The organism is Novosphingobium olei (assembly GCF_037076535.1).
In the GTDB taxonomy this organism is placed as follows: Bacteria; Pseudomonadota; Alphaproteobacteria; order Sphingomonadales; family Sphingomonadaceae; genus Novosphingobium; species Novosphingobium olei.
This window is the reverse complement of the sequence record NZ_AP029021.1, coordinates 3322501-3348182: the sequence shown is the minus strand read 5'-3', so window position 1 is coordinate 3348182 and position 25682 is coordinate 3322501. Positions and strand designations below refer to the sequence as shown.

Here is a 25682-nt window from a genome sequence, read left to right as displayed (position 1 = left end):
CATGGAGTCGGAGATGGCCGATCTGACCGAGATTGCGCCGGGCCTGTCGTTAGCCACTGGGCTCGATATCGCCGTGTCTCCAGCCATACCGTCGGTGCCTTATGCCTTCGCTCGGGATCGAGGGTTGCTTGTAGAAGGCGGCGACGATGCTTTTGCCCACGTGGTGCGTCTCGAAGGCACCGATCCGCTACCTCTGCTCGAGCTTCGGCGGGTTCTGGGGCGACCGCTGTCCGTTCGTCAGGTTTCCTTGGCCGAATTCGAGAAGTTGCTGGCAACTGTCTATGCCGTGGACGGAACCGCGGCAGCAATGGCTGGCGATCTCGGGATCGGCCGGGACAGCGCCGCTCTCGACCTCCCCAGTGCGGAGGATCTGCTCGACAGTGCCGATGATGCGCCCGCAATCCGCCTCATTAACGGGCTCATCGCGGAAGCCTTAAGGCAGGGGGTCTCGGATATCCATGTCGAACCCTATGAACAGGCGCTCGTCGTGCGCATGCGGATGGACGGTGTTCTGGCTGAAAAGCTGCGCATGCCTGCGCATGTCGCACCGGTTCTCGTCAGCCGTATCAAGGTCATGGCCCGGCTCGACATTGCTGAACGGCGCGTGCCGCAGGACGGGCGCATTTCCCTCTCTCTCGGTGGCCGGCTGATCGATGTGCGCGTTTCGACGTTGCCCAGCCGCGCTGGCGAACGGGTGGTCCTACGGCTTCTCGACAAGGAAAACGCAGGTTTCGATCTCGCGCATCTCGGACTCGATGGGCACAGTCGCGACGTCCTGACCCGCGCTCTTGCCGAGCCCAATGGCGTCATTCTCGTCACCGGCCCGACCGGGTCGGGCAAGACAACCACCCTTTATGCCGCCCTGCGTCTGCTGAACGATGGTGCGCGCAACATCCTTACGGTGGAAGACCCGGTCGAATATGCCGTCGATGGCGTTGGGCAAACGCAAGTGAACGGAAAAGTCGGCCTGACGTTCGCAGCAGGTTTGCGCGCAATACTCCGACAGGATCCTGATGTGGTCATGGTCGGGGAAATCCGCGATCGCGAAACGGCGGAAATTGCAGTTCAGGCAGCCCTCACGGGCCATCTGGTGCTGTCGACCGTTCATACCAACGATGCGGTGGGCGCGGTCACCCGGATGCGGGACATGGGGGTTGAAGCGTTTCTGCTCGCATCGACACTTCGCGCCGTCTTGGCGCAAAGACTTGTGCGCAGGCTCTGTCATCATTGCAGCTGCGAGCGTCCACTCGATCCAAGTCTTGCAAACTTGCTGGGGCTGAAGGAAGGCCGCCTGGTACGCGATGCCGTCGGCTGCGACGCCTGCGACAACACCGGATTTTCCGGGCGAATCGGCGTGTTCGAAGCTCTGCGGGTTGACGACCAACTGCGCCGCATGATCCTGGCGGGAGAAAGCGAGCAAGCCATCTCGCGTCACGTTTTCGCGGACGCGCCAAAGCTCGCCAAGTCGGCCCGGCGGCTCGTCAAAGAAGGGCTGACCAGCCCGGCCGAAGCTGCCCGCATCCTGCGGCAGGAGGGGTGATGGCGCGCTTTGCCTATCACGCCATCGATGTGAAAGGACAAGAGCGCCGCGGAGCGGTCGACGCTCAGGACGAGCCCGGCGCCATTGCCAAGCTGGGCCAGCGGCAATGGCATGTTCTTTCCATCAGGGCCGATACGGCATCCTACGTCCACGACGCCTCATCGCGCACGAACGGTTCTCGCTGGTTGGCGCGTCGCCTCTCTGCGAAGCAGCTGGCTCTGTTTACGCGCCAATTTGCTTCGCTGATGCTGGTGGCTCCGCTCGAGGAATCGCTGAGGACCATTGCGCGGCAGACCGAGAAGGAGAAAGCTCGCTTCATACTCGGCAACGTCCATGCCGGTATCGTCGAAGGCTTGCCTTTGGCCGAAGCGCTGCGGCGCGAGGAGCCGAGTTTCCCCCCGGTCTATCGCGCGATGATCGCAGCGGGAGAAAGCTCGGGCAGTCTGCCATCGATCGCGATGCGGCTGGCAGATATGCTGGAGCGGCAGGCAACGGTACGTGCGAAGATCGTGGCGGCACTTGCCTATCCATTGGTGCTTTCTCTCGTCGCTATCGCGGTGGTTTCCGGCCTGATGATCTCGGTCGTGCCGCGGGTGGTCGAGCAGTTCGACAACGCCAGCCGGCAGCTGCCTTTGCTGACGCAAACCGTCATCGCGCTTTCGCAAGCGATGGCCAACTGGTGGTGGGCCATGTTGCTCGCTTTGGCCGTTGGTGGCGCCGGCTTTCTGCGGGGCTTGCAGCAGCCAGGCTTCCGGCTTCGGGTCGATGCCGCCGTGTTGGGCTTGCCCTTTGTCGGCCGCTTGGTCCGCGACGTGCACGCAGCCGGACTTGCGCGAACACTCGCCACGATGATCGAGGCGCGCCTGCCGCTGGTCGACGGTTTGCGATTGGCAACGCGCACGGCTTCCAACACGGTTCAGCGAAATGCACTCGGGATCATCACCGAAAAAGTGCGGGCCGGCGGGGCCCTTTCGACAGCCTTGCGCGAGGCAGGGACCTTTCCCCCCTTGATGGTATATCTTGCAGCGAGCGGAGAGTCTGCCGGACAACTCGCGCTGATGCTCGAGCGTGCCGCCGATTACCTCGAACGGGAGTTCGAAAGTTTTACGGCAACCGCCATGGCGCTGCTGGAACCTGCGATCATTGTCGTCATGGGGGTCGTCGTCGCGCTCATCATTCTTGCGATCCTGCTGCCGATCCTGCAGCTCCAGAACCTTACCGGACTATGATCATGTACGCACGAACTGACGCCGCCACAGCGAAACTGCCAGTCAATCGCAGAGAGTCCGCTGCTCAAGCTTCAGCGCATATGAGCAGCGAGCAGGGATTCAGCCTTGTTGAACTGATGGTCGTCCTGTTCATCATGGCGCTGCTGGCCGCTGTGGTTGCGTACAACGTGATCCCGGTGGGCGACAAGGCGAAGGTCGTTGCCGCCCGTGCAGACATCGCCACGCTCGACCAGTCGCTCGAGATGTATCGACTCGACCTCGGTACGTATCCTTCGCAGGGAGAGGGACTGGCCGCATTGCGTCAACCGCCGGCAGGGCTCGCAAGCCCTCAGGATTATCGCAGTGGGGGCTACATCAAGGACTTGCCCAACGATCCCTGGGGGCACCCTTACCAGTACAAGGTGCCTGGTGAAGAAGGCCGGCCGTTCGAAGTCTTTTCGCTTGGCGCTGATGGTCAGCCTGGAGGATCCGGGCTCGACGCCGACGTGACCGCAAGGAAGGACTGACACAATTCCCGTGCCCGCTCCTGATGGCGTGATCGTCCTGCTGCCTGCGGTGCCCGGGGCGCCCTGGCATTGGTGTGCCGTCGCAGCAGGCGCACTGGGCGAAGAGCGTCAGTGGGCCCCAGGTGAGGACGTGCCGTGGGAAGGGGGAACCCAGGCCACAGCACTGGTTCCGGCGGAGATGGCGCCGGTCACCGATAGCCAGTTGCCGGACTTGCCCGTTGCGCAGGCTCTGGCTGCAGCCCGCATTTCTGCCGGAAGGGGTGAGCTAGAAGAGGATCGACATGTCGCGGTGGCCGCACAAGACGGGCGGCTTCTGACTGCCGTCACGAGCCCGGATCTCATGGACGGCTGGCTCGCCACCCTGATCGCGAGCGGTCTCGCGCCCAGAGCGATTGTCCCTGCCGCACTTTGCTTGCCGCGCCCCGACGAAGGAGCGCTCATCGCGGAACTGGGCGGTCAGACCCTTGTTCGAACACCGCACGCTGCTTTTACAGGAGAAGCTGCGCTCATCGACGCCCTGGCGGATCAGCTGCGTGCCATGTCCGCCAACGAGATCGAGGCCGCGCTTCTCGCACTACACGCTTCACCCGCGCTGGACTTGCGGCAAGGGCGTTACGCCCCCCGGCGTGTTTCCTACTTCACGGTCGCTGACTGGCTGCCTCTAGCCAGGCTGGCCGCCAACGCTGCGCTTCTGGCGCTGCTGGCAATGTTGACGATCATCGTCCGTCTTGACCTTGATGCATCGGCACGGGAGCAGCAGGCCGTTGCGAAAGTGCAGCAGCGCTTTCCATCGGCAGTCAATCTGGACACGGCCGAGCGGCTGGTGACCGCTGCTTCGGCGCGGCAGGGCGCGGGAGCCCAAAGTTTTTCGGCGCCGATGGCGGCGTTGTTGTCAGCCATTTCCACTGTGCCGGGTGTGGCGGTCCGCGATATCGCATTCGATGGGCTCGGATCGCTCAGATTTACGGCGGCAGCAGCAAGGGCGGAGGATATCAACACGGTGCTCCGGACGTTGCAGCATCAGGGCTGGAAGGTCACCGTGCCGCCCAGTCTGGCGCCGGATCCCACGGGCGCAACAGTGGCCGCAATCACACTGAGGGCGGAATGATGCTGGCAGGAGTCAGGCAATGGAGGTCGCAGCTTACGCGGCGCGAGCAGCGGCTGATCGACTTCGCGGTGGCACTCACGGCGCTAGTCGTGCTGGTTTATGGCATCGTGCTTCCCGTTGGCGCAGGCTTCGACGCAGCAGCGACGCGGCACACCGATGCGGTTCGCAGGAGCGCGAAGCTCCTCGAGGAGGTCGATGCGATCGATCGAAAGCCCCACAGATTGCAGCGCGGCGCGCCAAATCTTGATCAGGCTCTGTCTCGGTCGGCACAGGCTGCAGGGCTGATGATCCAATCCAATGACAGACAGGGCAGCGGGCAGGTACACGCCAGCCTTGTCGGGGCAAATTCGGCGATGGCGCTGTCATGGCTGGTTCGATTGGATGGCGACGGGCTTCGAATCGTCAATCTTGCAGTACGACCTGCCAACGATGGTACGGTCGTGCTTGATCTTGTTATCGATCGACCATGATCGGGCGCCTTGTTGTCTTGCTGGATCGACGCATGCCGCGCGGCGCAGTGGCAGGGATCGCGGTCCTGGTCGCTTTCTCTCTCGTCCTCGCGCTGCCGCTCCGGCTTGTCGCGGGGGCGGTGCCGGGTCTTTCCGCGCGCGAAGCGGAAGGCAGCGTGTGGCACGGCGTTCTTCGCGAAGCTCGGATTGGACCATTCGCGGCGGATACGCTCGAAGTTCACTTGCGACCGCTCCCGCTCCTCGCTGGAAAGCTGGAGCTTGCTATCGCAACTCGCAGTCTCGAAGCATCCTGGGCGTTCAAGGGAAAGGTCGGACCAACAGGGCTCGCCGACCTCGACGGCACGCTTCCGCTGGCAGGCGGACTTTCAGGGCTGCCGATCGACAGCGCCTCGTTCTCGGAATTTGGCGCCGTGTTCGACGCGAACGGATGTCAACGCGCTGGCGGCATGCTCTCAATTTCGGTTGCCATCCCCGGCAGCACAAAGCTTGATCTGTCAGGTAGCGCGCACTGTTCGGGAAGGGACCTTGTCATTCCGCTGCGCGGCGCAGGCGGAATGGAGCGACTTGATCTGCGAATCTTGCCTGATGGCCGGTGGCAGGGCGACTTGGCTGTTGCAGGGATATCGGGAGAAGTCCAAGCGCAGCTGGCCAAGAGCGGCTTTGCCGCTCGCCCCGGTTCGACCGATATGGTGATGCGGGCGAGCGGCAAATTCTAGCGCTATATCAGCTCGCAATCTCTGTCAGGAACCAGACGCGCTTTTCTGCCTGGTCGGTCCAGTCGTCGGCCATACCTTCGGTCGCATTGTCGCCCGCCTCACCGGCGGCTGCTTTCACGGCGCGAATGCGCTCGACGAGCGTGGCATTGTCGTCGCGCAGCGACTTGACCATCGCGAGTGCATCGACCTTGGCGCGATCGTCATCCTTGATCACGGTCTTGTCGGCAATTGCGCCGATCGAGGTCAGGGTCGTCCCGCCGTTCTTGCGGACGCGCTCGCCGATGATGTCGGTCAGGCCGAACAGCTCGGCCGACTGCTCGTCGAACAAGAGATGCAGGTCGCGAAACTGTGGGCCGGCGACATGCCAATGATAGTTCTTCGTCTTCAGATAGAGCGCGAAATAGTCGGCCAGCAGCCCGTTGAGGCTGTCGATCAGGGCCTTCTTGGCATTGTCACCCGGCATGATAATCCCCTTTGCATGATTGGGCCTTGCTGTGGTCGGCCGGTTATACGCCGTCGGCGCAGAAAGGTTTCATGCAAATGGCGGATGGCACTGATCGGCAGTTTCAATCAGGGAACAGGTTTAGCAATCCTCAGGAGCAAGGCTCCCATAGCTGCCGACAAAACGGATCCGGCCAGAATCCCGATTTTTGCCTCTTCTGCGAGGTCTGGATGTTCCGGGAATGCTAGTCCGGCGATAAACAGGCTCATCGTGAACCCTATGCCGCACAGAACGGCCATGCCCCAAAGGTGCATAAGGCTGGTTCCGGCCGGCCGAGAGGCGATGCCCAGCTTTTCCGAGACCAGCAACGCCATCAGCACGCCAACCTGCTTGCCGATGAACAGGCCTGCGGCGATGCCCAGCGGCAGAGGGGCCAGCGCAGATCCAGCACCCGCACCGATCAGGGAAACGCCTGCGTTTGCGAGCCCGAACAGCGGGACGATGATGAAGCCGTTCGGAGCGACCAATGCGTGCTCCAGGCGCAGGAGCGGACTGTCATGCTCCGCATTCAAGGCCATTGGTACGGTCAGTGCGGCAAGCACTCCGGCAACCGTTGCGTGGATGCCCGAATGGAGCACAGCAAACCAAAGAACAACGGCAAGCACAATGAAGGGCCAAGTTCGACGCACCCCTGAACGATTCAGGGCGATCAAGGCCATCAGCACCACGGCTGCCCAGCCCAGCCAGATAAGGCTGATCTTGGCGGTATAGAACAAGGCGATGACTGCAACCGCGCCAAGGTCATCGACGATGGCGACCGTCAGCAGGAATAGGCGCACGGAAGGCGGGATACGCTTTCCGACGAGCGCGAGGACGCCCATTGCAAAGGCAATATCCGTTGCAGCCGGGATGGCCCATCCGGCGTGCAGGTCGGGTCGGTCGTAGGTCACGGTCAGATAGACCAGCGCCGGCACAGCCATGCCGGCAATGGCAGCAATCACCGGGAGGCGCCGCCGCTGTGGGTTTGCCAAGGCGCCAGTGATGACCTCACGCTTGATTTCGAGCCCCACCACGAAAAAAAACACGGCCATCAAAGCATCGTTGATCCAAAGATGGATGGTGTTGAGCTTTGCGATGGGCGTCCAAGGCAGGGCATGATGCAGCAACTCGTGCCATTCATGGGACAGGGGCGAGTTGGCGAGACCGAGCGCAATGGCTGCGCATGCCATCAGAACGAGGCCGGGAGCTGCCTCGCTTGCCAAAATTATTTCCATCCCGCTTCGAGACTTTTGGTTTTCTGCCATATTCGAACCAAATCCTCGTTAAGCTTGCGTTGTCATTGCGCCATCTGCGGGCATACTTGCAGGCTTGTACGAATGTCGTCAAACGGCAGGGGCCCACGAAATGACGCCGTTGACCATGGCCTTCGACTTGCTGGGCAGGATCCAGCATGAGCTGCTGCTTTTTGCTGGCGTCTGGTTTGCCGTGGGCGCCATCGATGAATGGGGCGTGGATATACTTTGGCTCTGGCTTCGGCTGACGGGGCGGGTCGGAACGGGAAGGGTACGCGAGCCGAGCAGTGCGCCACTGCGCGGAGTAGCTGCCGTGCTAGTGCCCGCGTGGCATGAATCCAATGTTGTCGGCGCGATGTTGTCGCATTGCCTCGCCGTCTGGCCCCAGCGAGAACTGGTGATCTACGCCGGATGCTATCGCAACGATGCCGAGACGGTGATGGCCATTGTCAACGTCGGGCACGATCCCCGCCTGCGCATTGTAGTGCACGATCAGGATGGTCCGACGACCAAGGCCGATTGCCTGAACCGGCTGTATGCCGCCATGCGCGAGGACGAGGCGCGGGGCGCTCCAAACGTTCGAAGCGTCATCCTTCATGATGCCGAGGACATGGTCCATCCGGATGCACTCGTTGCACTGGACAGGGCCTTGGACACAGCCGACTTTGCGCAGTTGCCCGTTCGGCCCGAACCGCAGGCTGGATCGCGATGGATCGCGGGTCACTATTGTGACGAGTTTGCAGAAAGCCACGGCAAGGGCATGGTGGTCCGCGACTGGCTTGGAGTTGGCCTTCCGGCAGCTGGCGTTGGCTGTGCCTTCAGGCGCGACGCCATTGAAGCGATTGCAACCCGGCGCGGAGCAGCTGAACCTTTTGCTGCCGAATGCCTCACCGAAGATTACGAATTCGGTCTCCTTGTCGGTGAAATCGGGAAGCGAGCAAAGTTCTTGCGTCTGCGCGATGCCGACGGTGCGCTTGTTGCGACGCGTGAGTTCTTTCCCGGGACATTGGTCAGCGCCGTGCGTCAGAAGACCCGCTGGCTTCACGGCATAGCCTATCAGGGATGGGAAAGACTGGGATGGAGCGCACGGCCGCTTGAGTTGTGGATGCGATTGCGCGATCGGCGCGGGCCGCTGACGGCTATGGTGCTCGCCGTCGGCTATCTGCTTTGCGTCCTTGCGCCGGTGACAATGCTGGCAGCGTGGAGCGGCCTGTGGACGCCACCTCCGGTTGATCCAGCCATCCGAGCCCTTCTCATTTTCAACTTTGCCGCTCTCGCTTGGCGAGTGGGAATGCGGGTTGCCTTCACGACTCGGGAATACGGCTTGCATGAGGGGCTCTGCGCCATCTTGCGGATGCCGCTCGCAAACGTCGTGGCGATCATGGCGGGGCGACGGGCCCTATCGGCCTACGTCGCTACGCTGCGAAGTGGGGCGGTCACGTGGGACCATACCACCCACATCGGTCACCCTTCGATCTCGTCGGTTTCCGCGCAGTGATTGCAACGATCGCGGTCAGTCCATCGCGACGACGGGGGCAGCCCTTGCTGGCGCTGCTGGCGATCATCGCGCTTTGGGTGGGAATGCGCGCTGTCCTCATTGCTTCCAGCGCCGAGGAGGCCGGTTTTTTGCCTAAGCGAGGTTTCGAGCGCCGAAGTGCGCCAAGTGTTCGACGGCCGCCTGCCGCAATGCTGAGCGACATCCATCACCTCGAGGGCCATGCGCCTGGATCGACGCATTTCCGGGAAAGGCAGAGAACACCATCGGCGACCATTTTCGAACTGCCACCAAAGCTTGCCAATTCTTCGTCCGTAGCCGCAGAGACCGAAACCGGGCCCCGATCAGCCTTGATCGGAGATGGGACTTGCCGCAGCGACACGCCGGCCAATTGCGAACGCGTTGGCGACATTTGGCCGAAGCTCGCTGGCAGCGCATCCGCGTCCGGCCAAAGATGGTCTGGCGATGCGTGGCTTTTCCTTCGAGGTGGCGGTGGTCGTGAAGGGGCATTGGCATCTCTTCTGCCCTCTTACGGTGCAAGTCAGTTCGGCGTGGTTGTTCGCCGAAGCTTCGGCCCTGGACCTCGTGGTGCTGCCTTTGCTTATTTGCGCATCGCAGGTGCCACGACAGGTGAAGATGGCCAGGCTGCAGCAGGTCTTGGTCTTCGGCCTTCGGCTGGGTTGCCCATAGCTTTCCTGGCAGAGGCGCGCCTGCAGAAGGAGCAAGATGCCTCCCGCGTGAGACCCGCACTGGCAGCGGTGAGCGAGATTCCGCCCGTCGGGATGCCGCTCGGATTGGAGGCGACGATCTACGCACAGGGTGGTTGGGTCGGCGGTCGAAATGCAACCCCCTTCTTCGACGCGCAGGCCAACGTGGAAAAGCCTTTTCCGCTCGACGCGAAGGATACTGAGTTGCGCCTGGGGGGCGGTGTCTGGACCGGCGGGCAGCGCGGCGCGGCGCGGCTCGATATTGGGCCGAGGGCTGCGCTCAGATCGAGAGTCGCTGGCGTGCCACTTCAGGCGGCACTCGATTGGCGGTTTCGAGTGGCAGGCGATGCGCGGCCCGGATCCGGCCTCGCCTTGACGCTTTCGACCGGGTTCTAGGCCGGCGGGTGCGAAAAAGAACCGGCTCCGGCGTTTCCTTGGACGCCCGGCTGCGCTAGCGAAGGGGGGAGATGGATGTCTACCTTCCCATCGCCAACCTTGCCGTCAATGGCCTGGTGATTATCGGGCTGGGCGCGCTGACCGGCCTGCTTTCCGGCATGTTCGGTGTCGGGGGCGGCTTTCTAACGACGCCCCTCCTCATTTTCTACGGCGTTCCACCCACGGTCGCTGCAGCATCGGCAGCCAGCCAGGTGACAGGGGCCAGCGTTTCGGGCGCATTTGCCCACGCCAGGCGCGGCGGCATCGACTACCAGATGGGCGCGGTGCTTGTTGCGGGCGGCGTGATCGGAACCGGCTTCGGTGCCCTGCTCTTCCGTTTGTTGCAGGCACTTGGCCAAATCGATACGGTCATCAATATCCTTTACGTCCTGCTGCTGGGTGGAATCGGGGGACTGATGGCCCATGAAAGCGTTGCCGCGCTCCGTGCGCAGCGACTCGGCGTTCCGGTGCCAGCAAGAAAGCGGCGTCATCATCCGCTTGTGGCGAGCCTGCCGCTACGTTGGCGGTTCTACCGTTCCGGCCTGTACATATCGCCTCTCGCGCCGCTGCTGCTGGGCATGGCCACCGGCATTTTGACGATGCTGATGGGCATAGGCGGCGGCTTCATCCTCGTGCCAGCCATGCTCTATATTCTCGGCATGGGGGCAAGCGTTGTCGTCGGCACGTCACTATTCCAGATCCTGTTCGTCACGATGGCAACGACGATGATGCACGCCCTGACGACGCGGGCTGTCGACATCGTTCTCGCCTCGCTTCTCCTGCTCGGTTCGGTGTCCGGGGCGCAGATCGGCGCTCAATTTGCGCAGAAGGCGAAGCCAGAACAGCTTCGGTTGATCCTGGCGATCATTGTCCTGGGCGTTGCAGTCCGCATGGCGCTTGGGCTCGGTTATCGGCCGGATGAAATCTACACGCTGGTGCCGCTGTGATGCGGTGCGCATTCCTGCTGCTGATCCTTGTCCTGCTCGGTGGAGCGCGAGAACCTGTGCTCGTACCCGAGATATCCCAGCACGAGATACAAGTCAGGCAAGGCTTTACGGGCGCAGACCTTTTGCTCTTCGGCGCCATTCTGTCGCCAGAAGGCACCCGTGCCGCACAAGGGACGGATATCGTCGTCGTGCTCGAGGGGCCGGCCCGCTCCATCGTATTGCGTGAAAAGCAGAAGGTTGCGGGCATCTGGGTCAACGCCGACAGCACCGAGTTCCGCTCAGCTCCGACGTTCTTTGCGGTTGCAGCAACCCGGCCAATTTCGCAGATCGTAGATGACAAGACTGCGGCAATCTACGAACTGGGGCTCAAGTGGCTCCAGCTTTCGCCGATTGGCGTAATTGATCCCAGCGAACAGCAGCGTTTTGCGGCTGGTTTGGTGGACCTGATGCGGCGGCAGGGGCTTTATCAGGAAGACGATGGCGCCGTGCACACCAGCGGCGACGTGCTGTATCAGGCGCGTATATCTCTGCCATCCAGCGTGCAGACCGGAACATACACCGCCGAAACCTTCGCCATACGGAACGGGAAGGTGGTGGCGTCCGCCATAACCCGGGTCGAGGTGAAGAAGGAGGGGTTCGAGCGCTTCGTGGCCCTGAACGCGGAGAACAACGGACTGATATACGGGCTATTTGCGGTCCTGCTGTCTGTCGGAATGGGATGGCTCGCGGGACGATTGTTCGCGCTGGTCTGACCGGGTGCGAGGGGCAAATTTAGCCGGTTGTTAACCCTGCTTGGACTAGCCTAGGCCGGTAACAGCGTGCCTGCGCGCGCAAGGGGCAGGGCTTACCAATGACCGAGATGATCGTGCAGGGCTTCACTGCCACAGCCGCGAGCGAGGACAATGCCCGCCAGCCAATCGGTTCGGTGATCGATGTCGCCGGGTCCGGCAGCCAAATTGCGTTAGATTTGAAGCGTCTTGAGGAATGCATGGCAGACGCCGATCCTTCGGTGTCGATTTCTGGCCAAGTGGGCAGCCAGATCAAGATCCGGGTCGGAAATTCGTGGCTTCTGGCCAGCGTCCGGACGCAGCGTCACGAAAGTGGCATGAGCGACTGCATCGTTGCGCGGGTCGATTTCCTTGGGGAGGGCGAGGAAGAGCGCCTGACGGGGCGGATCTTTGCTTTCCGTCGTGGCGTGACCCGCTATCCGATCCCAGGCTCTCTGGTCTATCCCGCCACCAGTGCGGACTTGCGTCAGATCTACGCCAGTGATGGCCGGGCCAACGTGTCGATCGGGACGGTTTTTCCTAGTCGTGACATCCGCGCCGGGCTTTACGTCGATGCCCTGCTCGGCAAGCACTTCGCGTTGCTGGGTTCGACCGGTACGGGCAAATCGACGAGCGCATCGCTCATCCTTCATCGCATCTGTGAGACTGCCCCGCAGGGCCATGTCGTGATGATCGACCCGCACGGCGAATACGGGCAAGCATTTCGCGGCATCGGGCAGCTGCTTGACGTGTCGAACCTGCAAATGCCGTACTGGTTGATGAACTTCGAGGAGCATTGCGAGATATTCCTCACCACGAGCGGCGCGGACCGGCAAATCGATGCGGACATTCTGGGGAAGTGCCTTCTGGCCGCACGCCAGCGCAATCGCCTTGCCGAACAGATCGGCAAGATCACCGTCGACAGCCCGATTCCCTACCTGCTGTCGGACCTGGCCCAGATCTTGTCCAACGAGATGGGCAAGCTGGACAAGGGCACGAATTCGATCCCCTACATGCGGATCAAGTCCAAGCTGGACGAGATCAAGAACGACCCGCGCTACCAGTTCATGTTCTCCGGCATGCTTGTGGGAGACACGATGAGCGAGTTCATCTCGCGTGTCTTCCGCCTTCCAGCCGATGGTCGTCCCATTTCGATCATCGACGTTTCCGGCGTGCCCAGCGACATTGTGTCGACGGTCGTGGCGGTCCTTAGCCGGCTTGTCTTCGACTACGCAATCTGGTCGCGGGACGAAGAGACGAGGCCGGTGCTGCTGGTTTGCGAAGAAGCGCACCGCTATGTGCCCAACGAGAAGAATGCAGACGGTTCTTCCGTCGGTCGGATCCTCTCCCGCATCGCCAAGGAGGGCCGCAAGTACGGCGTCAGCCTGGGGCTGATAACCCAGCGACCATCCGACCTGGCCGAGGGCGTGCTTTCCCAGTGCGGCACGATCATCGCTATGCGCCTCAACAACGAGCGAGATCAGGCTTTCGTGCGCGCCGCCATGCCCGAAGGGGCGCGCGGATTCCTCGATTCCATTCCCGCGTTGAAGAATCGGGAATGCATCATCTGCGGCGAGGGCGTCTCGATCCCTGTCCGCGTCACTTTCGACGAACTCGATGCACCGCTGCGGCCAGCATCGGATGATCCGTCGTTCGCACAGCTCTGGTGCAAGAGCGGTGGCGAGGAGGCCTCGGTCGAGCGGACAGTTCAGCGCTGGCGCGCACAGTCCCGATAACAAAGACCTAGACCGCTGGAGCCATCCGCCCGGCGCTGTCGCCATCGACGTGGGTTTCCTCGGCGCATTTTTCCGGGGCAACCGCTCTTGCCTGCGCTCGCCAGCCAGATCGCCGATAAGCGATGAAGGCAAGGATCATCGATATTGTGGATCCCACCGTGAAGGACAGCCACAAGGCATCCGATCCCAACGCACCGCGGGCCAGTGCATAGAAACCGAGCCGTACCGGGTACATGCTGATCGTCAGAATGATGAGCGGTGCGAAAACCACCCCGCCTGCTCGCATGGTTCCGAAAAGCACGATCGTGACGCCGAACAGGATGTAGGTCCAGATCGCCAGGTACTGGATGTGCCGTGCCAGTTCCACAGCCGGGCTGCTCGCGCCGAGAAACAGGCCCAGAACGGGGCGATCGAAGAGCAGGATAAGGGCCGTCAGCGTGCCGGTCATTGCAAGGTTGAGGACGATTCCTGCCCTGGTGATTTTCCCGAGCCGCTGGGTAAGCCCCGCACCGATGGTCTGCGCTGCCATGGCCGATACGGCGGCCGAAATCGCCATGGCTGGCATCTGCACGTAATTCCACAATTGCAGCGACGCTCCATACGCCGCGCTGAAAGTGGCTCCCTCGCGATTCACCAGGCCGACCATGACGATCCCCGCCACCGAAATGATCAGCATCTGGGCGCCCATCGGCAGGCCTTTCCCGATGATGTAGCGTAACTCGCTCGGCTGAGGGATCAGATAGCCGATCTCGGCTTGTCGCAACCGCAACGGCAGGTTGCGCGCGTAGACATAGACAAGGAGCGACACCATCGACACGATCGACGCAATCGTCGTTGCGACCGCTGATCCCGCGATTCCAAGCTTTGGAAATGGCCCGATTCCGCCTATCAGAAGGGGATTGAGCCCCACGTCCAGCGCGACCGAAAGTATCATGAAGCGCAGCGACGTTTGGGCGTCTCCTGCACCGCGCAGGCCCATTCCGATCATCAGCGTGATCATCGATGCCGGCATCGAGATGAAGATCACGCGCAGGTAATCAAGCGCGTAGTGAAAGACCTCCGGCGGTGTAGCCATCGCGCGCAAAAGTGAAGGTGCCAGCATCCAGCCCGCCGATGCCACGATGATCGCCAAGCCGACGCATAGTCCCAACGCACTGCCGAAAGTGCGGCGCGCCGCATCGATGTTCCCGGCACCAAAGGCCTGACCGACCTTGATCGTGGCGGCCATCCCGAAGCCGAACACGCCGGCAAACACCAGGAACATGATCACATTGGCGTTGGCCGTGGCGGCAAGGGCATTTTCACCCAGCAACCTGCCCACCCAGATCGCGTTGACCGAGCCATTGAGCGACTGCAGCACGTTCGAAAGCAGCGTGGGAGCCGAAAATGCGATGAGGGTGCGCAGAATGGGGCCGCGCGTCAGGTCTCGATGCCCGGCGCGAACGGGAGTGGCTGCCGGGGCGTCCATAGGGTCAGCCCTTTCTGGTCAGTGCAGCCAGCGCCGCAAAGGGGCCGCTGGATGGATCGCCGGCCAGATTATGCTGGATCCGCGCGCGGTCCGCTTCGGGCCCTTCGGCGAAAGGATCGATCGCCAGCGCAAGGCTCTGGGCGATCGCTTCGCCAAGATCAATCGTCAGGCCCTCGAACTCGATCTCATCGCATTCGTTCGCAGTTATCTCGAGCTCTTCGTCGGGCGCATGGTGGCCGGGGGGCACGAAGCGAAGATTCACCGGCTCTTCGACGTGGACGTTGAAATCCTCACCGGAAATCGCGCAAGCCTGAACGATGTCGGCCACAAGAAGGCCGGAAGCGAGAACGTTTTCGCCTTCCCGGACCAGCACGAGTTCAGCGTGCAGCGAATCAACGGCGCTGATAGTGAAGCGTGCGGCAAGACGGCGCCGCTCGTCTGCGTCAGGCTCCAGCACGATCGGCGCGTCGGTAACCTGGCGCAGATCGATTACCCGGCTGAACTCTGTGGCAGGCGCGCTCACTTCCCGATCTCCGCGGAAAGAACCCGGTGCGCCGGGACAAGCGCCAGACCTGCTGCGAAGGCACGGATGCGCTGGGCAACCAACAGCGGATCCGCGCCTTCTACTAAGGTGACATTGCGCGACACCGCTTGGGCGAGCGGCTGCTCGCCCGCCGCCAGTGCTTCCCTGTAGGCGCCGAGGCGACCGCCCAGCGTGCTCATCAGCTTGCCGACATGCTTGCCAACCATGAGATCCCCCACGCCGCTTTCACGAAGTTGCCCATCCATGTCCTCGACGAACAGCTCGGTGAGGCGAACGGACGGCTCGATAAGCTCCTTGTCCCTTTCCATGCGCAGCAGCACGACGCTCAGAACCAACGTGATCGCGTCGAAGCGCCCGGCTACGTTGTCGGCAATCCCGCAATCGCGATACCACTCCTTCTCGCGGGCGATCTCGACAACCTTGTGCCACAGCGGGCGGGCAACGGCGCGGTCGTCCTGCGTCTGGCCGAACAGGCGGGCGAGCAGCGACATGGACTAAAACCTTTCCAATGGCAGGCGGCCGTTCAGGGCCAATTCAAGCTGGCAGTCTAACGGGCGAAGACCACATTTGGCAGGAAAGCCTGCCATTGCGGTAATGCCGTTTGGGCCCTAAGGCTTGCCGCGATATAGGGACCCGGGGGCGCATGGCAATTGTCCGGGTGTACACCCGGATCAGTGGATCGGAGCAACGAATGCGGAATACCGAGGTCAGTTTGCGCGCCGTGGCAGTTATCGGCCTTGCGGCGCTTGCCTCGGGTTGTGCGAGCATCAAAGATCATCGCGGCTACCTGGTCGACCCCGCGCTGACCGAATCCGTCCAGCCGGGCATCGACAATCGCCTTTCGGTCGAACGCGCGCTTGGCCAGCCGACCTTCAAAAGCCAGTTCGGCAAGCAAAGCTGGTACTACGTGTCGATCGATACGAGGCAGGCTCCGTTCATGCGGCCGAGGACCCGGGACGAGAAGATCATCAAGATCGATTTCGATCCGGCCGGCAACGTCGCCAGTGTCCAGCGCGGCGGGATGGAAAAGGTCGTCCGGATCGAGCCGAACGGCGACAAGACGCCCACGCTCGGCCGCGATCGCAGCTTCTTCGAGGACCTTTTCGGCAACATCGGTGCCGTTGGCGCTCTTCCGGGCGGCACGGCTGGCAGCACCAGCGGCCCGAACGGGTCTGGTCCCAACGGAAGCTGACGCGCGCTTGAATTCGTGTCCATGCGTCACATATCGCGACGCATGGACGACAGCAGGGCGAGCCACGGCCTGATCCAGTGGCACGGCACCACCATCATCGGGGTGAAGAAGAACGGTCGCACGGTCATCGCCGGCGATGGCCAGGTATCGATGGGCAACACGGTGATGAAGCCGAACGCCCGCAAGGTGCGCCGCATTGGTGACGGCAAGGTCGTCGCCGGATTTGCTGGAGCCACGGCCGATGCTTTCACCTTGTTCGAAAGGCTCGAGCGCAAGCTTGAACAACATCGCGGCCAGCTGATGCGCGCTGCTGTGGAGCTGGCCAAGGACTGGCGAACGGACAAGTATCTTCGCAATCTTGAAGCGCTGATGATCGTCGCGGATACGGAAACCATGCTGGTTCTGACCGGCAACGGCGACGTGCTTGAACCTGAAGGCGGGATTGCTGCAATCGGTTCGGGTGGAAACTACGCCCTCGCTGCGGCGCGTGCCCTGACCGATTACGAAGACGACGCTGAAAAGATCGCGCGCCGCGCCATGCAGGTTGCTGCCGAAGTCTGCGTATTCACCAACGACCGCGTGACGGTCGAGGAAGTCTGATCAAATGACCGATACCCTGACCCCAAAGGCCATCGTGCGTGCGCTCGACGAGCATATCGTTGGTCAGACCGACGCCAAGAAGGCCGTGGCCGTGGCCTTGCGTAACCGCTGGCGGCGTCAGCGTCTATCCGCCGACCTGCGCGACGAGGTTTCGCCCAAGAACATCCTGATGATCGGGCCGACGGGCTGCGGCAAGACCGAGATCAGCCGGCGTCTGGCAAAGCTCGCCGACGCGCCCTTCGTGAAGGTCGAGGCGACCAAGTTCACCGAGGTCGGCTATGTCGGCCGCGATGTCGAGCAGATCGCACGTGATCTGGTCGAGGAGGCGATCCGGCTGGAGAAGGAGCGCCGCCGTGAGGCGGTGCGCGAGGCGGCCAGCAAGGCGGCGATGGACCGGCTGCTCAAGGCGCTGGTCGGCGATGGCGCCAGCGAGGCGACGCGCGAGAGCTTCAAGCAGCGTCTCTCGGACGGTTCGATGAACGATGTCGAAGTGGAAATCGAGGTCGAGGACGCGCCGTCGATGCCGATGGAGATCCCCGGCATGGGCGGCAACATCGGCATGATCAACCTGTCCGACATGATGGGCAAGGCCTTCGGGCGGCAGGCGATGAAGCGCCGCAAGATGCGCGTCGCCGATGCCTGGGACAAGCTGGTCGACGAAGAGGCCGAGAAGCGCATGGACCAGGACGATGTGGCGCGCGTCGCGCTGCAGAACGCCGAGACCAACGGCATCGTGTTCATCGACGAGATCGACAAGATCGCGGTTTCGGATGTGCGTGGTGGCTCGGTCAGCCGCGAGGGGGTGCAGCGCGACCTGCTGCCGCTGATCGAGGGCACCACGGTCGCGACCAAGTACGGCCCGATGAAGACCGACCATGTGCTGTTCATCGCCAGTGGCGCGTTCCATGTCGCCAAGCCCAGCGACATGCTGCCCGAACTGCAGGGCCGCCTGCCGATCCGGGTCGAACTGCAGGCACTGTCCGAAGACGACTTCGTGCGAATCCTGTCGGAAACGCGCGCCAACCTCGTCGAACAGTACCGCGCGCTGATCGCGACCGAGGAGGTCACGCTCGACTTTACCCCCGAAGCGATCCGCGCGGTCGCGCGCACGGCGGCGCAGGTCAACGAAAGCGTCGAGAACATCGGCGCGCGGCGGCTGCAGACGGTCATGGAAAAGCTGCTCGAGGAAGTGAGCTTCGACGCGGAAGACCGCAAGGGCGAGACGGTGACCGTCGACGAGGCCTACGTCGCCGCGCGGCTCGACGGCCTTGCAGCGAACGCGGATCTGTCGAAGTACATTCTTTAGTCGGTTTCCGGGCCGAGCAGGCGGCGGATGCGCGGTGCGACAGCGAGCAGGGCCAGTCCCGCCGCGATGCAGATGCCGGCAACGAGCAGCCAGAAACGGGGGGCGGGCAAGGTCTCGTAGAGGCCGCCCATGCGCCCGCTGATCAGGCTGCCGGTCGAGATCGCGAGCGCGTTGATTCCGATTAGCGTGCCGCGCCATGCTGCCGGCGCACGCGACGCGAAAAGCGCCATGCTGACCGGAGCGGCGTAGAGGTAGCCGATCGCGCTGCTCAAGTGGAAGGCGACTGGCAGAGGGATCGGCGCAAGTCCATGCGGGCGACCGAACAGTGGCCCGCTGGCAAGGAGCACCACGCTGGCGCCGAATATCAGGCAACCCGTAGCGATCTTGCCGAGCGGATCGGGTTCGAAGCCGCGCGCTGACTGCCATCGCCAGATGGCGAGGACCAGGGGCACGAAGACGACACCGGTCAGTCCATCGAGCGATTGAAACCACGGTATGGGGACGGTGAGCCTGCCGACTTCAAGATCCACGTGATCGCGGACCCAAACGCTGTAGACATTCCAGATCTGCGCCTGTGTCGCCCAGAACAATGCGATGAAGGGCCAGACGCAGAGGAGCCCGACGACCTTGCGGCGGTCCCCGGGCGCTGCGAGGCGGCTTTTGCTAATTCCGTTCGGGGTGCGAGGGGTTTCGTCAGGAAGAAGACGTGCGCCGGCAAGATAGACCAAAAGGCCGACCAGCATTCCAAGTCCCGCGACGGCGAAGCCTGCATGCTATCCCCAGATCGCCGCTACCGTGCCGCTGACGAGCGGAGCGACGAAAAGTCCTGTATTCACAGCAACGTAGTAGTACTGAAACGCAGCCTCCTCCCGCCGATCTCCCGCCGCATAGAGCGCCTTGATCTGCGCCGAGAGATTGCCGCGCAGCAGGCCCGCGCCGGCCACAAGAAGCACGAGCGCGAGCAGGAACAGTCGATCAAACGCGAGAGCGAGGTGGCCCGACGTCATCAGCAGGGCGCCCGCGCCGACCGCGATCTTGCGGCCGATCAGCCGGTCGCCGAGCCAGCCCCCGACCAGCGGCAAGCCGGTGGCCATCGCCATGTATAGCCCGAAAGTCTGGGTGGCGATGGCAGTATCGCTCAGATGCCCGGTCATCGTCTCGAGGACCGAACGGTAAAAAGCGAAGCCTAGCACACGGCTCGTCCGCTGCGCATCCGGCAGCAGGTCGCCGGTCATGTAGAGGACCAGCATGGTCTGCATCCCGGCGAACGAGATGCGGTCCCAGAATTCGGTGCCGGCAAGGACCCACAGGCCCGGCGGATGGCCGAGAAAATCGCCGCGCTGCGCCAGCCGTCTGGTCTGTCATCGGTTTCCCCCCGGTCACCAATCTGCGAGCAAGCGTGCAGCGGGACGGGCGCGTTGGGCAAGCGCTTTGTCGCGTCTATCCGCAGAAGGCGGCGGAGGCCATTTCGAAGCTTGCGCCGCTACCCTGCCAGATTTCGCCGTAGTCGAAGTCGGGATTGGGCGTCAGCATCACCAGCGAGCGACCCAGCGCCGGTGCGATGATGTTGCGCACTTGCGTGCCGTCGACATCGCCGCGCCGTTCGACCAGCGCGACTTCGCCCTTGCAGCCCTTCAGTGTCGCCGGGAAGCTCCAGACGCCAAGTGCGACATAACCGAGCGATGGTTCGCTCTGCCAGAGCAGCTTGCGCTGCGCTTCGTCCACCAGCTTGCCGCCCATCAGCGCCTTGTCGAAGCTGATGATGTCGTAGGCCGTCCCGAGCAGTCCGCCCGATGCACCATAGCCGGCGACGTCGATCTTGTCCTTCGAGGCCGAGTAGGCGACGATTTCGCCAGGCCGGGCGAAGCGGGTGTGCGTCATGCCAGCCGGTCGAAAGACGGTGCGTTTCAACAGAGCGGAGATGCTCTCACCGCTCGCAGCCTCTAACATCGCTCCGGCAACGATCGTGTCGCAATTGTTGTAGCGGAAGCGCCCCCGTTCGCCTGTCGGGGGGGCGAGGCATGGGGCGAGAACGTTGCTTGTGCGCCCGCGCGCAAGATAAGGGGGAATGGCATCGTCGGCCACGCCGTCTTGCGGAGACGCAAGGCCCGAGGTGTGCCGGAACAGCTCCTTGAGCGTGACCGAACCCGAAGGATGGCCCGCAAAGGCGGGCAGACGCGCGGCGAGCGTGTCGTTCCAGCTGGTCTTGCCCTCCTCGACCAGCTTGGCCGCGGCGACCGAGACCATCTGTTTGGTCACCGAGCCCAGGACCCAGCGCTTAGGCACCTTGACGCCAATGACGTGGCGCTCGCCCGTCCCCGACAGCACTTCGCCAGTGAAGCCCCGGGCGGCGAGTGCGCTCGCCGCTGCATCGAGCCGGTCTCCTGCCTGCGCTGCGGTGCTCGCGCTCGAAGCCAGCGCGAGAATGACAAGTCCGGCAAGCGCGCGCATCGATGAGTCCCCCGTGGCGGTAGGAGGCACTATCGCCTAAGTGCGGATCATCGCCAACAGGAACTAGTGCAATGACCTACCAAACTCCCGAGGACCGGCCGATCTACCGCTTGCTGACCGGCAAGGACGACCGCGCCTTCTGCGAACGCGTGTCCGAGGCGCTGGCGCAGGGTTGGCGACTCTATGGCTCCCCCTCGATTACCTACGACGGCGGAATGGACTGCGTGAAGGTGGCACAAGCGGTGGTGTGGCACGAGGCCGACGTGGTGAAGTGAACTCCGCCTACTCCGCCGCTTCGCTGATCTCGTCGCTCTCGGCGGCCTGGCGCGCCCACATCTCGGCGTAGAGACCGCCCCGGCGCAGCAGTTCGGCATGGCTTCCCTGTTCGGCAAGGCGGCCCTGATCGAGCACGAGGATGACATCCGAATCCGCGATCGTGGACAGGCGGTGCGCGATCGAGATGGTAGTGCGGTCGCGCGCGACGTCACGCATGGTGCCCAGGATTTCCTGCTCGGTACGGGTATCAAGCGCACTGGTGGCTTCGTCGAACAGCAGGATCGGAGGGTTCTTGAGCAGGGTGCGCGCAATCGCCACGCGCTGCTTTTCGCCACCCGAGAGCTTGAGCCCGCGCTCGCCGACCTCGGTGTCGAAGCCTTGTGGCAGGCGGTCGATCAGGTCGCTGATCGCAGCGCTCCGCGCCGCCGTCTCGATCTCGCCCTGGCTCGAGCCTTCACGGCCATAGCCGATGTTGTAGCCGATCGTGTCGTTGAACAGCACCGAATCCTGTGGAACGATGCCGATGGCAGCACGCACACTCGCCTGCGTCGCCTGGCGGATATCCTGCCCGTCGATGAGGATTCGGCCGCTCTGCGGATCGTAGAAGCGGAACAGCAGCCGTGCGATCGTGCTCTTGCCCGCGCCCGAGGGGCCGACGATGGCAACGCGGCTGCCCGCGGGCACTTCGAACGACAGGCCGTGAAGGATCGTCCGGTCGGGCTCATAGCCGAACACGACGTTGTCGAAGGTCACGGAAGGACGGCGCACGATCAACGCCGGTGCACCCGGCGCGTCGGCAACCTCGACTTCGGTGTCGATCAAGCGGAACATCTCGGCCATGTCGATCAGACCTTGGCGGATGGTGCGGTAGACCATGCCAAGCATGTCGAGCGGGCGAAACAGCTGGGTAAGGTATGTCTGGACGAACACCAGTTGGCCGGCCGTGTACTGACCCTTGGCCCAGCCCCAAACGGTATAGGCCAACGCTCCGGCCATCAACAGGTTCACCACCAGCGCCTGCGCGATGTTGAGCAGGCCGAGGCTGTTCTCGCTCTTCACCGCCGCGTCGGCATAGGCGCGGGTGGCGGCGGCATAGCGCGCTTCCTCGCGCGCTTCGGCGCCGAAGTACTTCACCGTTTCGTAGTTCAACAGCGAATCGACTGCGCGCGAAAGCGCCTGCCCGTCGAGCTTGTTCATGCGTTCGCGAAGGTGCGTGCGCCATTCGGTGATCGTGCGGGTCACCCAGATATAGGCGACAACCGCGAGCCCGGTAGCTGCGACGAGGCCCCAGCCGAAGTTCAGCTGGAAGATCACCGCGACGACCACCAGTTGAAGTACGGTCGGCGCTATATTGAACAGCATGAAATAGAGCATCGTGTCGATGCTCTTGGTTCCGCGCTCGATCACCTTGGTCACCTCGCCGGTGCGCCGGGCAAGGTGAAAGCGCATCGAAAGCCGGTGCAGGCGTGCAAATACGTTCTCGGCCAGATGCCTGGTCGCATCCTGGCCCACGCGTTCGAACACGATGTTGCGCAAGTTATCGAACGCGACGCCGGCAAATCGGCCAGCGCCATAAGCCAGCACCGTCAGCATCACGAACTGGATTGCCCGCGGCCCCGTGGTGTTCATGGCGTCAACCGCCCACTTGAGCGCATAGGGCAAGGCAAGCTGGACGCCGGTTGAAACGAGGATCAGCCCGCACGCCACCAGGATGCGCCAGCGCAGAGCCGGATTGTCTCTCGGCCATAGATACGGGAGAAAGCGCTGCAGCGTGCGCCAGCCATCGTGGCGGGCGTTGCTGTCGGTGGTTGTTTCGGGTGGCATCGCCCTTCAAATAGGCGGTTTCTGCGCCGGTGCCAGTCCCGATGCAGCCAAGCTAGGCTGGCGGCATGAACAACGGGTCCAGCGGCCGAAGGCCATCGGGCATGTCGAACAGGATCCGGCGCGCTGCAAAATCTATCGCAACGCGATGAAAGAGCCGCAACTGGTTCATGCCGAGCAGCAATGCGGGCTTGCGGCCCAAGCCGAGATGATCGAACGGCGGCGCGTCGGCGAATACGAGCGCGGTGTTACCCAGCACCAACCGTCCGAGCTCGAGCCTGCGGGCAAAGCCCACGTCGGCGAAGATCGTTTGCCCGGTGACCGAAAACAGGCGCGTTTGCTCTGCTTGGCGTCTCTTCGCCAACGCCTTTTGCAAGGCGCGATTGCCAATCGAAGCGTCCGAGCCGGTGTCGATCACAACGGCCGTGCGCACGCCATCCAGTACGGCGTCTGTCATGATCAACTGTCCGGATTTTCGCCTTGCAGTGACGGTGATCTCGAACCCCTTGTTTCCGCCGAGATCCTCTGCCTCGCCGACCGCCATGCGGTTGCGGTCGAAATCCAGCAGGACGCGCTGGCCTTGAAGGCTGTCGAGCCCGACGATTCCGTCAGCACCAATGTTTCCGCCATCCAGCAACGGCGCGGACAACCCATAGAAACTGCGCGAGCCGAGGCCGATTTCCTCGACCTCGACCAGGTCGACATCCTGCACGCCAGCCACCCCGACCATCCGCGCGGTTCCCGCAGGCCCGAGTCCGAGCCGCGTGGCTATGTCCCGGGCGAGGACTGTCCTTTCGGCACCTGTGTCGACGAGAAAGTCATAAGGACCCGCTGCTCCGATCCGCACAGGAATTGTCATGCGATGGTTTGCGTCTCGTCCGAGTTCGATCGTCTCGGTTCGCGCGGCATCTGCAGGCGGCAATGGCTGCGCCAGTGCGCTGGCTGAGGCAATAGCCACCAGCACCAGGTACAACCCCGCCGCAATGTGCGGTCGTGGGCTCATGGCATCCTTCTCCGCTTGGGAGCATACGCCTCGGGACACCGCAAGGCCATGCGGTTTGTGTGTGCTTGGTCTACGATCGGATCCGAGCGGTGAGGCGCGCCAGCAGGGGTACATGCGATGCGATCGCGATGATCTCCTGCAGCGCGGGATGTCGGACTAACGCAAGAGCGCCGAGCCACGTAAAGGCACCTGCCACTGAGCACAGGGCGAGACCAAAGAATGTCATCTGCGAAGGGGGCAGCCACAGCACATAGCCAAGCGCAAGTGGTGCCAAGGCTGCGACGGTCGTTGCTGCGCTTCGCAGATAGATCACGAAAAGTGCATTGACGTCGAAGCCGATAATCCTGCGCATGAAGCCGAAGTAGAGCAGCAGCCACGCCAGCCCGTAAACCAGGCGAGAAGCGGCAGCGCCAGCGATGCCCCAATGGCAGCCGATCGCCAGCAACCCGATCGACATCGCCGTATCGACGAGGTTTCGAGCCAGAAGCGGGTTGAGCTTCCCGGCGAGGATCGGAAGATCGATGTGCAGTGGCAGGGCCACGAGCAGGATCTCGGTCAAGGCGATCATGGTCAAAGGCATCGCCGTGGCAGCCCAGGCTGGACCGTAAAGAGCACGAATTAAAGGTTCGGAACCGAGCGCAAGGCCGGCCATTCCCGGCCAGACCACGCCGGAATACCCGGCGCATACGCGAAGATAGGCAGGCCCGAGCGAATCCCCGCGGTCACGAATGCGTGCGAAGGCAGGGTAGAAGACGCTGCCGATCGCACCAGAGATCAGCATGCGGAACTGATCGGATAGACTTGCCGCGCGACTGAACAGGCCTACCGCGAAAGCTCCGAGAGCCTTGCCGACGATAAGATCGGGCGTCCTCGTCCCCAAAGCACCCGATAGGTAGAGGAGCGTGGATCGTGCGCCAAAGCCGAGAACGCCGCTGACGCCGTCGAGACGGAGTCTGCGGGGCAAGGTGGGGCGGAGGATCTGTGCGGTGATACCGCGGGCGAGGGTCGAAGCGACGGTCGCCCAGGCGAGCGCAAAGGAGGACGATCCTGACGCGGCGAGACCGAGCGCAACGGCTCCTTGTGCGATGGCTCCTGACAAGTTGACGACAAAATGTCCGCGGAATTGCATCGCGCGGGCCATCAGCGCCAACGGCACGATCGAAAGCGGAGCGAATAGATAGCTGACGGCTATGACCTGAAGCACCGGGGCCAGCGCGGCCATCTTGTAAAAGTGGCCGAGGGGGATGCTGGCCGACGCCAATGTTCCGGCGATGGCCAAGGCGAACAAGATCGCAACCGATCCACAACGCTCCACTTCGTGGCTATCGATGACGGGCAGGCCGGAAATGTAGCGAGCCAGGCCGAAGTCCTGCAGCACGGAAACCACCAGTGCAGCGGCCATGGCAATCGAGAACAGGCCGACTTCCGCCGGGGTCAGGAAAAAGCGGGAAATGATGACTGACGTCCCGAACTGGACTGCGAACGACAGGTATTGTGCGGCCATCGCCCAGACTGCGGCGCCGCGGACGCTCATCGCAGCAGGCTCGCGCCCGAACTCTTGGTCCTTGTCTTGCAGCTTGTCAGTCAAGGAGCAGGGTCACAGCTAGCGAGGCAGCTCTTGCAGGTTCGCC

Annotated in this window: 27 protein-coding genes (1 of these 27 running past the window's edge); 15 read left to right on the top strand and 12 right to left on the bottom strand. The window is 62.9% G+C overall.

What is annotated here, in order from left to right:
* Nucleotides 1–13 precede the first annotated feature (13 nt).
* From AACH40_RS15745 to gspN, 6 genes are all read left to right on the top strand, one after another.
* Complete coding sequence (locus tag AACH40_RS15745; protein WP_338643219.1) at nt 14–1540, top strand: GspE/PulE family protein; 1527 nt, start codon at nt 14–16, stop codon at nt 1538–1540.
* Complete coding sequence (gene gspF / locus AACH40_RS15740; RefSeq protein ID WP_338643218.1) at nt 1540–2769, top strand: type II secretion system inner membrane protein GspF; 1230 nt, start codon at nt 1540–1542, stop codon at nt 2767–2769. Before AACH40_RS15745 ends, gspF begins: the two co-directional genes overlap by 1 nt.
* Nucleotides 2770–2849: 80 nt before the next feature.
* Nucleotides 2850–3275: a type II secretion system major pseudopilin GspG gene (gene gspG / locus AACH40_RS15735; protein ID WP_338643217.1), complete on the top strand. Its 426-nt coding sequence runs from the start codon at nt 2850–2852 to the stop codon at nt 3273–3275.
* A 10-nt stretch (nt 3276–3285) separates the two neighbouring features.
* Nucleotides 3286–4383 carry a type II secretion system protein GspL gene (gene gspL / locus AACH40_RS15730; protein WP_338643216.1) on the top strand — a complete coding sequence of 366 codons (1098 nt, stop codon included), beginning with the start codon at nt 3286–3288 and terminating at the stop codon, nt 4381–4383.
* Complete coding sequence (gene gspM / locus AACH40_RS15725) at nt 4380–4853, top strand: type II secretion system protein GspM (RefSeq protein ID WP_338643215.1); 474 nt, start codon at nt 4380–4382, stop codon at nt 4851–4853. Before gspL ends, gspM begins: the two co-directional genes overlap by 4 nt.
* A 32-nt stretch (nt 4854–4885) precedes the next feature.
* Nucleotides 4886–5569 (top strand): type II secretion system protein N, encoded by a 684-nt coding sequence (gspN, locus tag AACH40_RS15720; RefSeq protein ID WP_338643214.1) that lies wholly within the window; start codon nt 4886–4888, stop codon nt 5567–5569.
* Between the two features lie 7 nt (nt 5570–5576).
* On the opposite strand, the gene AACH40_RS15715 is transcribed toward gspN, so the two are convergent.
* Both AACH40_RS15715 and nhaA read right to left on the bottom strand, forming a co-directional pair.
* The gene (locus AACH40_RS15715; RefSeq protein ID WP_338643212.1) at nt 5577–6032 is read right to left on the bottom strand and encodes a DNA starvation/stationary phase protection protein; all 456 of its coding nucleotides are present in this window, start codon (nt 6030–6032) and stop codon (nt 5577–5579) included.
* Between the two features lie 107 nt (nt 6033–6139).
* Entirely contained in the window at nt 6140–7315 is a 1176-nt protein-coding gene (nhaA, locus tag AACH40_RS15710) for a Na+/H+ antiporter NhaA (RefSeq protein ID WP_338643211.1), read from the bottom strand.
* 100 nt (nt 7316–7415) lie between these two features.
* Between nhaA and AACH40_RS15705 the strand changes: the two genes are divergently transcribed.
* From AACH40_RS15705 to AACH40_RS15685, 5 genes are all read left to right on the top strand, one after another.
* Entirely contained in the window at nt 7416–8801 is a 1386-nt protein-coding gene (locus AACH40_RS15705; RefSeq protein WP_338643210.1) for a glycosyl transferase family protein, read from the top strand.
* Between the two features lie 44 nt (nt 8802–8845).
* On the top strand, nt 8846–9901 hold the full coding sequence (locus AACH40_RS15700; protein WP_338643209.1) for a hypothetical protein: 1056 nt from the start codon (nt 8846–8848) through the stop codon (nt 9899–9901).
* 71 nt (nt 9902–9972) lie between these two features.
* Entirely contained in the window at nt 9973–10887 is a 915-nt protein-coding gene (locus tag AACH40_RS15695; protein WP_338643208.1) for a sulfite exporter TauE/SafE family protein, read from the top strand.
* Nucleotides 10887–11639, top strand: a complete 753-nt coding sequence (locus AACH40_RS15690) for a TIGR02186 family protein (protein WP_338643207.1) — start codon at nt 10887–10889, stop codon at nt 11637–11639. Before AACH40_RS15695 ends, AACH40_RS15690 begins: the two co-directional genes overlap by 1 nt.
* 98 nt (nt 11640–11737) lie before the next feature.
* Nucleotides 11738–13390: an ATP-binding protein gene (locus AACH40_RS15685; RefSeq protein WP_422394861.1), complete on the top strand. Its 1653-nt coding sequence runs from the start codon at nt 11738–11740 to the stop codon at nt 13388–13390.
* A 7-nt stretch (nt 13391–13397) separates the two neighbouring features.
* Here the strand turns inward: AACH40_RS15685 and AACH40_RS15680 are convergent, their stop codons facing one another.
* Genes AACH40_RS15680 through AACH40_RS15670 form a run of 3 tightly spaced genes read right to left on the bottom strand, consistent with a single transcriptional unit; the run spans nt 13398 to nt 15893 of the window.
* Complete coding sequence (locus AACH40_RS15680) at nt 13398–14858, bottom strand: MATE family efflux transporter (RefSeq protein ID WP_338643206.1); 1461 nt, start codon at nt 14856–14858, stop codon at nt 13398–13400.
* Between the two features lie 4 nt (nt 14859–14862).
* Nucleotides 14863–15381 (bottom strand): DUF177 domain-containing protein, encoded by a 519-nt coding sequence (locus AACH40_RS15675; RefSeq protein ID WP_338643205.1) that lies wholly within the window; start codon nt 15379–15381, stop codon nt 14863–14865.
* Entirely contained in the window at nt 15378–15893 is a 516-nt protein-coding gene (locus AACH40_RS15670) for a ubiquinol-cytochrome C chaperone family protein (RefSeq protein WP_338643203.1), read from the bottom strand. Before AACH40_RS15670 ends, AACH40_RS15675 begins: the two co-directional genes overlap by 4 nt.
* Before the next feature lie 200 nt (nt 15894–16093).
* Between AACH40_RS15670 and AACH40_RS15665 the strand changes: the two genes are divergently transcribed.
* Genes AACH40_RS15665 through hslU form a run of 3 tightly spaced genes read left to right on the top strand, consistent with a single transcriptional unit; the run spans nt 16094 to nt 18500 of the window.
* Complete coding sequence (locus AACH40_RS15665; protein WP_169491423.1) at nt 16094–16594, top strand: outer membrane protein assembly factor BamE; 501 nt, start codon at nt 16094–16096, stop codon at nt 16592–16594.
* 42 nt (nt 16595–16636) lie between these two features.
* The gene (gene hslV, locus AACH40_RS15660) at nt 16637–17194 is read left to right on the top strand and encodes an ATP-dependent protease subunit HslV (RefSeq protein WP_338643202.1); all 558 of its coding nucleotides are present in this window, start codon (nt 16637–16639) and stop codon (nt 17192–17194) included.
* A 4-nt stretch (nt 17195–17198) separates the two neighbouring features.
* Entirely contained in the window at nt 17199–18500 is a 1302-nt protein-coding gene (hslU, locus tag AACH40_RS15655; protein ID WP_338643201.1) for an ATP-dependent protease ATPase subunit HslU, read from the top strand.
* On the opposite strand, the gene AACH40_RS15650 is transcribed toward hslU, so the two are convergent.
* The 3 genes from AACH40_RS15650 to AACH40_RS15640 form a co-directional block, all read right to left on the bottom strand.
* Nucleotides 18497–19243, bottom strand: a complete 747-nt coding sequence (locus AACH40_RS15650; RefSeq protein WP_338643200.1) for a hypothetical protein — start codon at nt 19241–19243, stop codon at nt 18497–18499. The genes hslU and AACH40_RS15650 overlap by 4 nt on opposite strands.
* A gap of 30 nt (nt 19244–19273) precedes the next feature.
* A complete protein-coding gene (locus tag AACH40_RS15645) occupies nt 19274–19750 on the bottom strand; it encodes a hypothetical protein (protein ID WP_338643199.1) in 477 nt (158 codons plus the stop codon).
* A gap of 190 nt (nt 19751–19940) precedes the next feature.
* Nucleotides 19941–20951 (bottom strand): serine hydrolase domain-containing protein, encoded by a 1011-nt coding sequence (locus AACH40_RS15640; RefSeq protein WP_338643197.1) that lies wholly within the window; start codon nt 20949–20951, stop codon nt 19941–19943.
* 71 nt (nt 20952–21022) lie between these two features.
* On the opposite strand from AACH40_RS15640, the gene AACH40_RS15635 reads away from it, so the two are divergent.
* Nucleotides 21023–21226 carry a DUF1737 domain-containing protein gene (locus tag AACH40_RS15635; RefSeq protein ID WP_169491427.1) on the top strand — a complete coding sequence of 68 codons (204 nt, stop codon included), beginning with the start codon at nt 21023–21025 and terminating at the stop codon, nt 21224–21226.
* A gap of 7 nt (nt 21227–21233) precedes the next feature.
* Here AACH40_RS15635 and AACH40_RS15630 read toward each other — a convergent pair whose 3' ends face one another.
* From AACH40_RS15630 to AACH40_RS15615, 4 genes are all read right to left on the bottom strand, one after another.
* Entirely contained in the window at nt 21234–23051 is a 1818-nt protein-coding gene (locus AACH40_RS15630) for an ABC transporter ATP-binding protein/permease (protein ID WP_338643196.1), read from the bottom strand.
* A 52-nt stretch (nt 23052–23103) separates the two neighbouring features.
* Complete coding sequence (locus AACH40_RS15625; protein WP_338643195.1) at nt 23104–24051, bottom strand: retroviral-like aspartic protease family protein; 948 nt, start codon at nt 24049–24051, stop codon at nt 23104–23106.
* Between the two features lie 70 nt (nt 24052–24121).
* Nucleotides 24122–25639: an oligosaccharide flippase family protein gene (locus tag AACH40_RS15620; RefSeq protein ID WP_338643194.1), complete on the bottom strand. Its 1518-nt coding sequence runs from the start codon at nt 25637–25639 to the stop codon at nt 24122–24124.
* On the bottom strand, nt 25632–25682 hold the 3' end of the coding sequence (locus AACH40_RS15615; RefSeq protein ID WP_338643193.1) for a glycosyltransferase family 2 protein. The gene runs 948 nt beyond the window's last position; 51 of the gene's 999 nt are visible here — the last part of the coding sequence; its start codon lies beyond the right edge, outside the window — the gene reads right to left on this strand; the stop codon is at nt 25632–25634. Before AACH40_RS15615 ends, AACH40_RS15620 begins: the two co-directional genes overlap by 8 nt.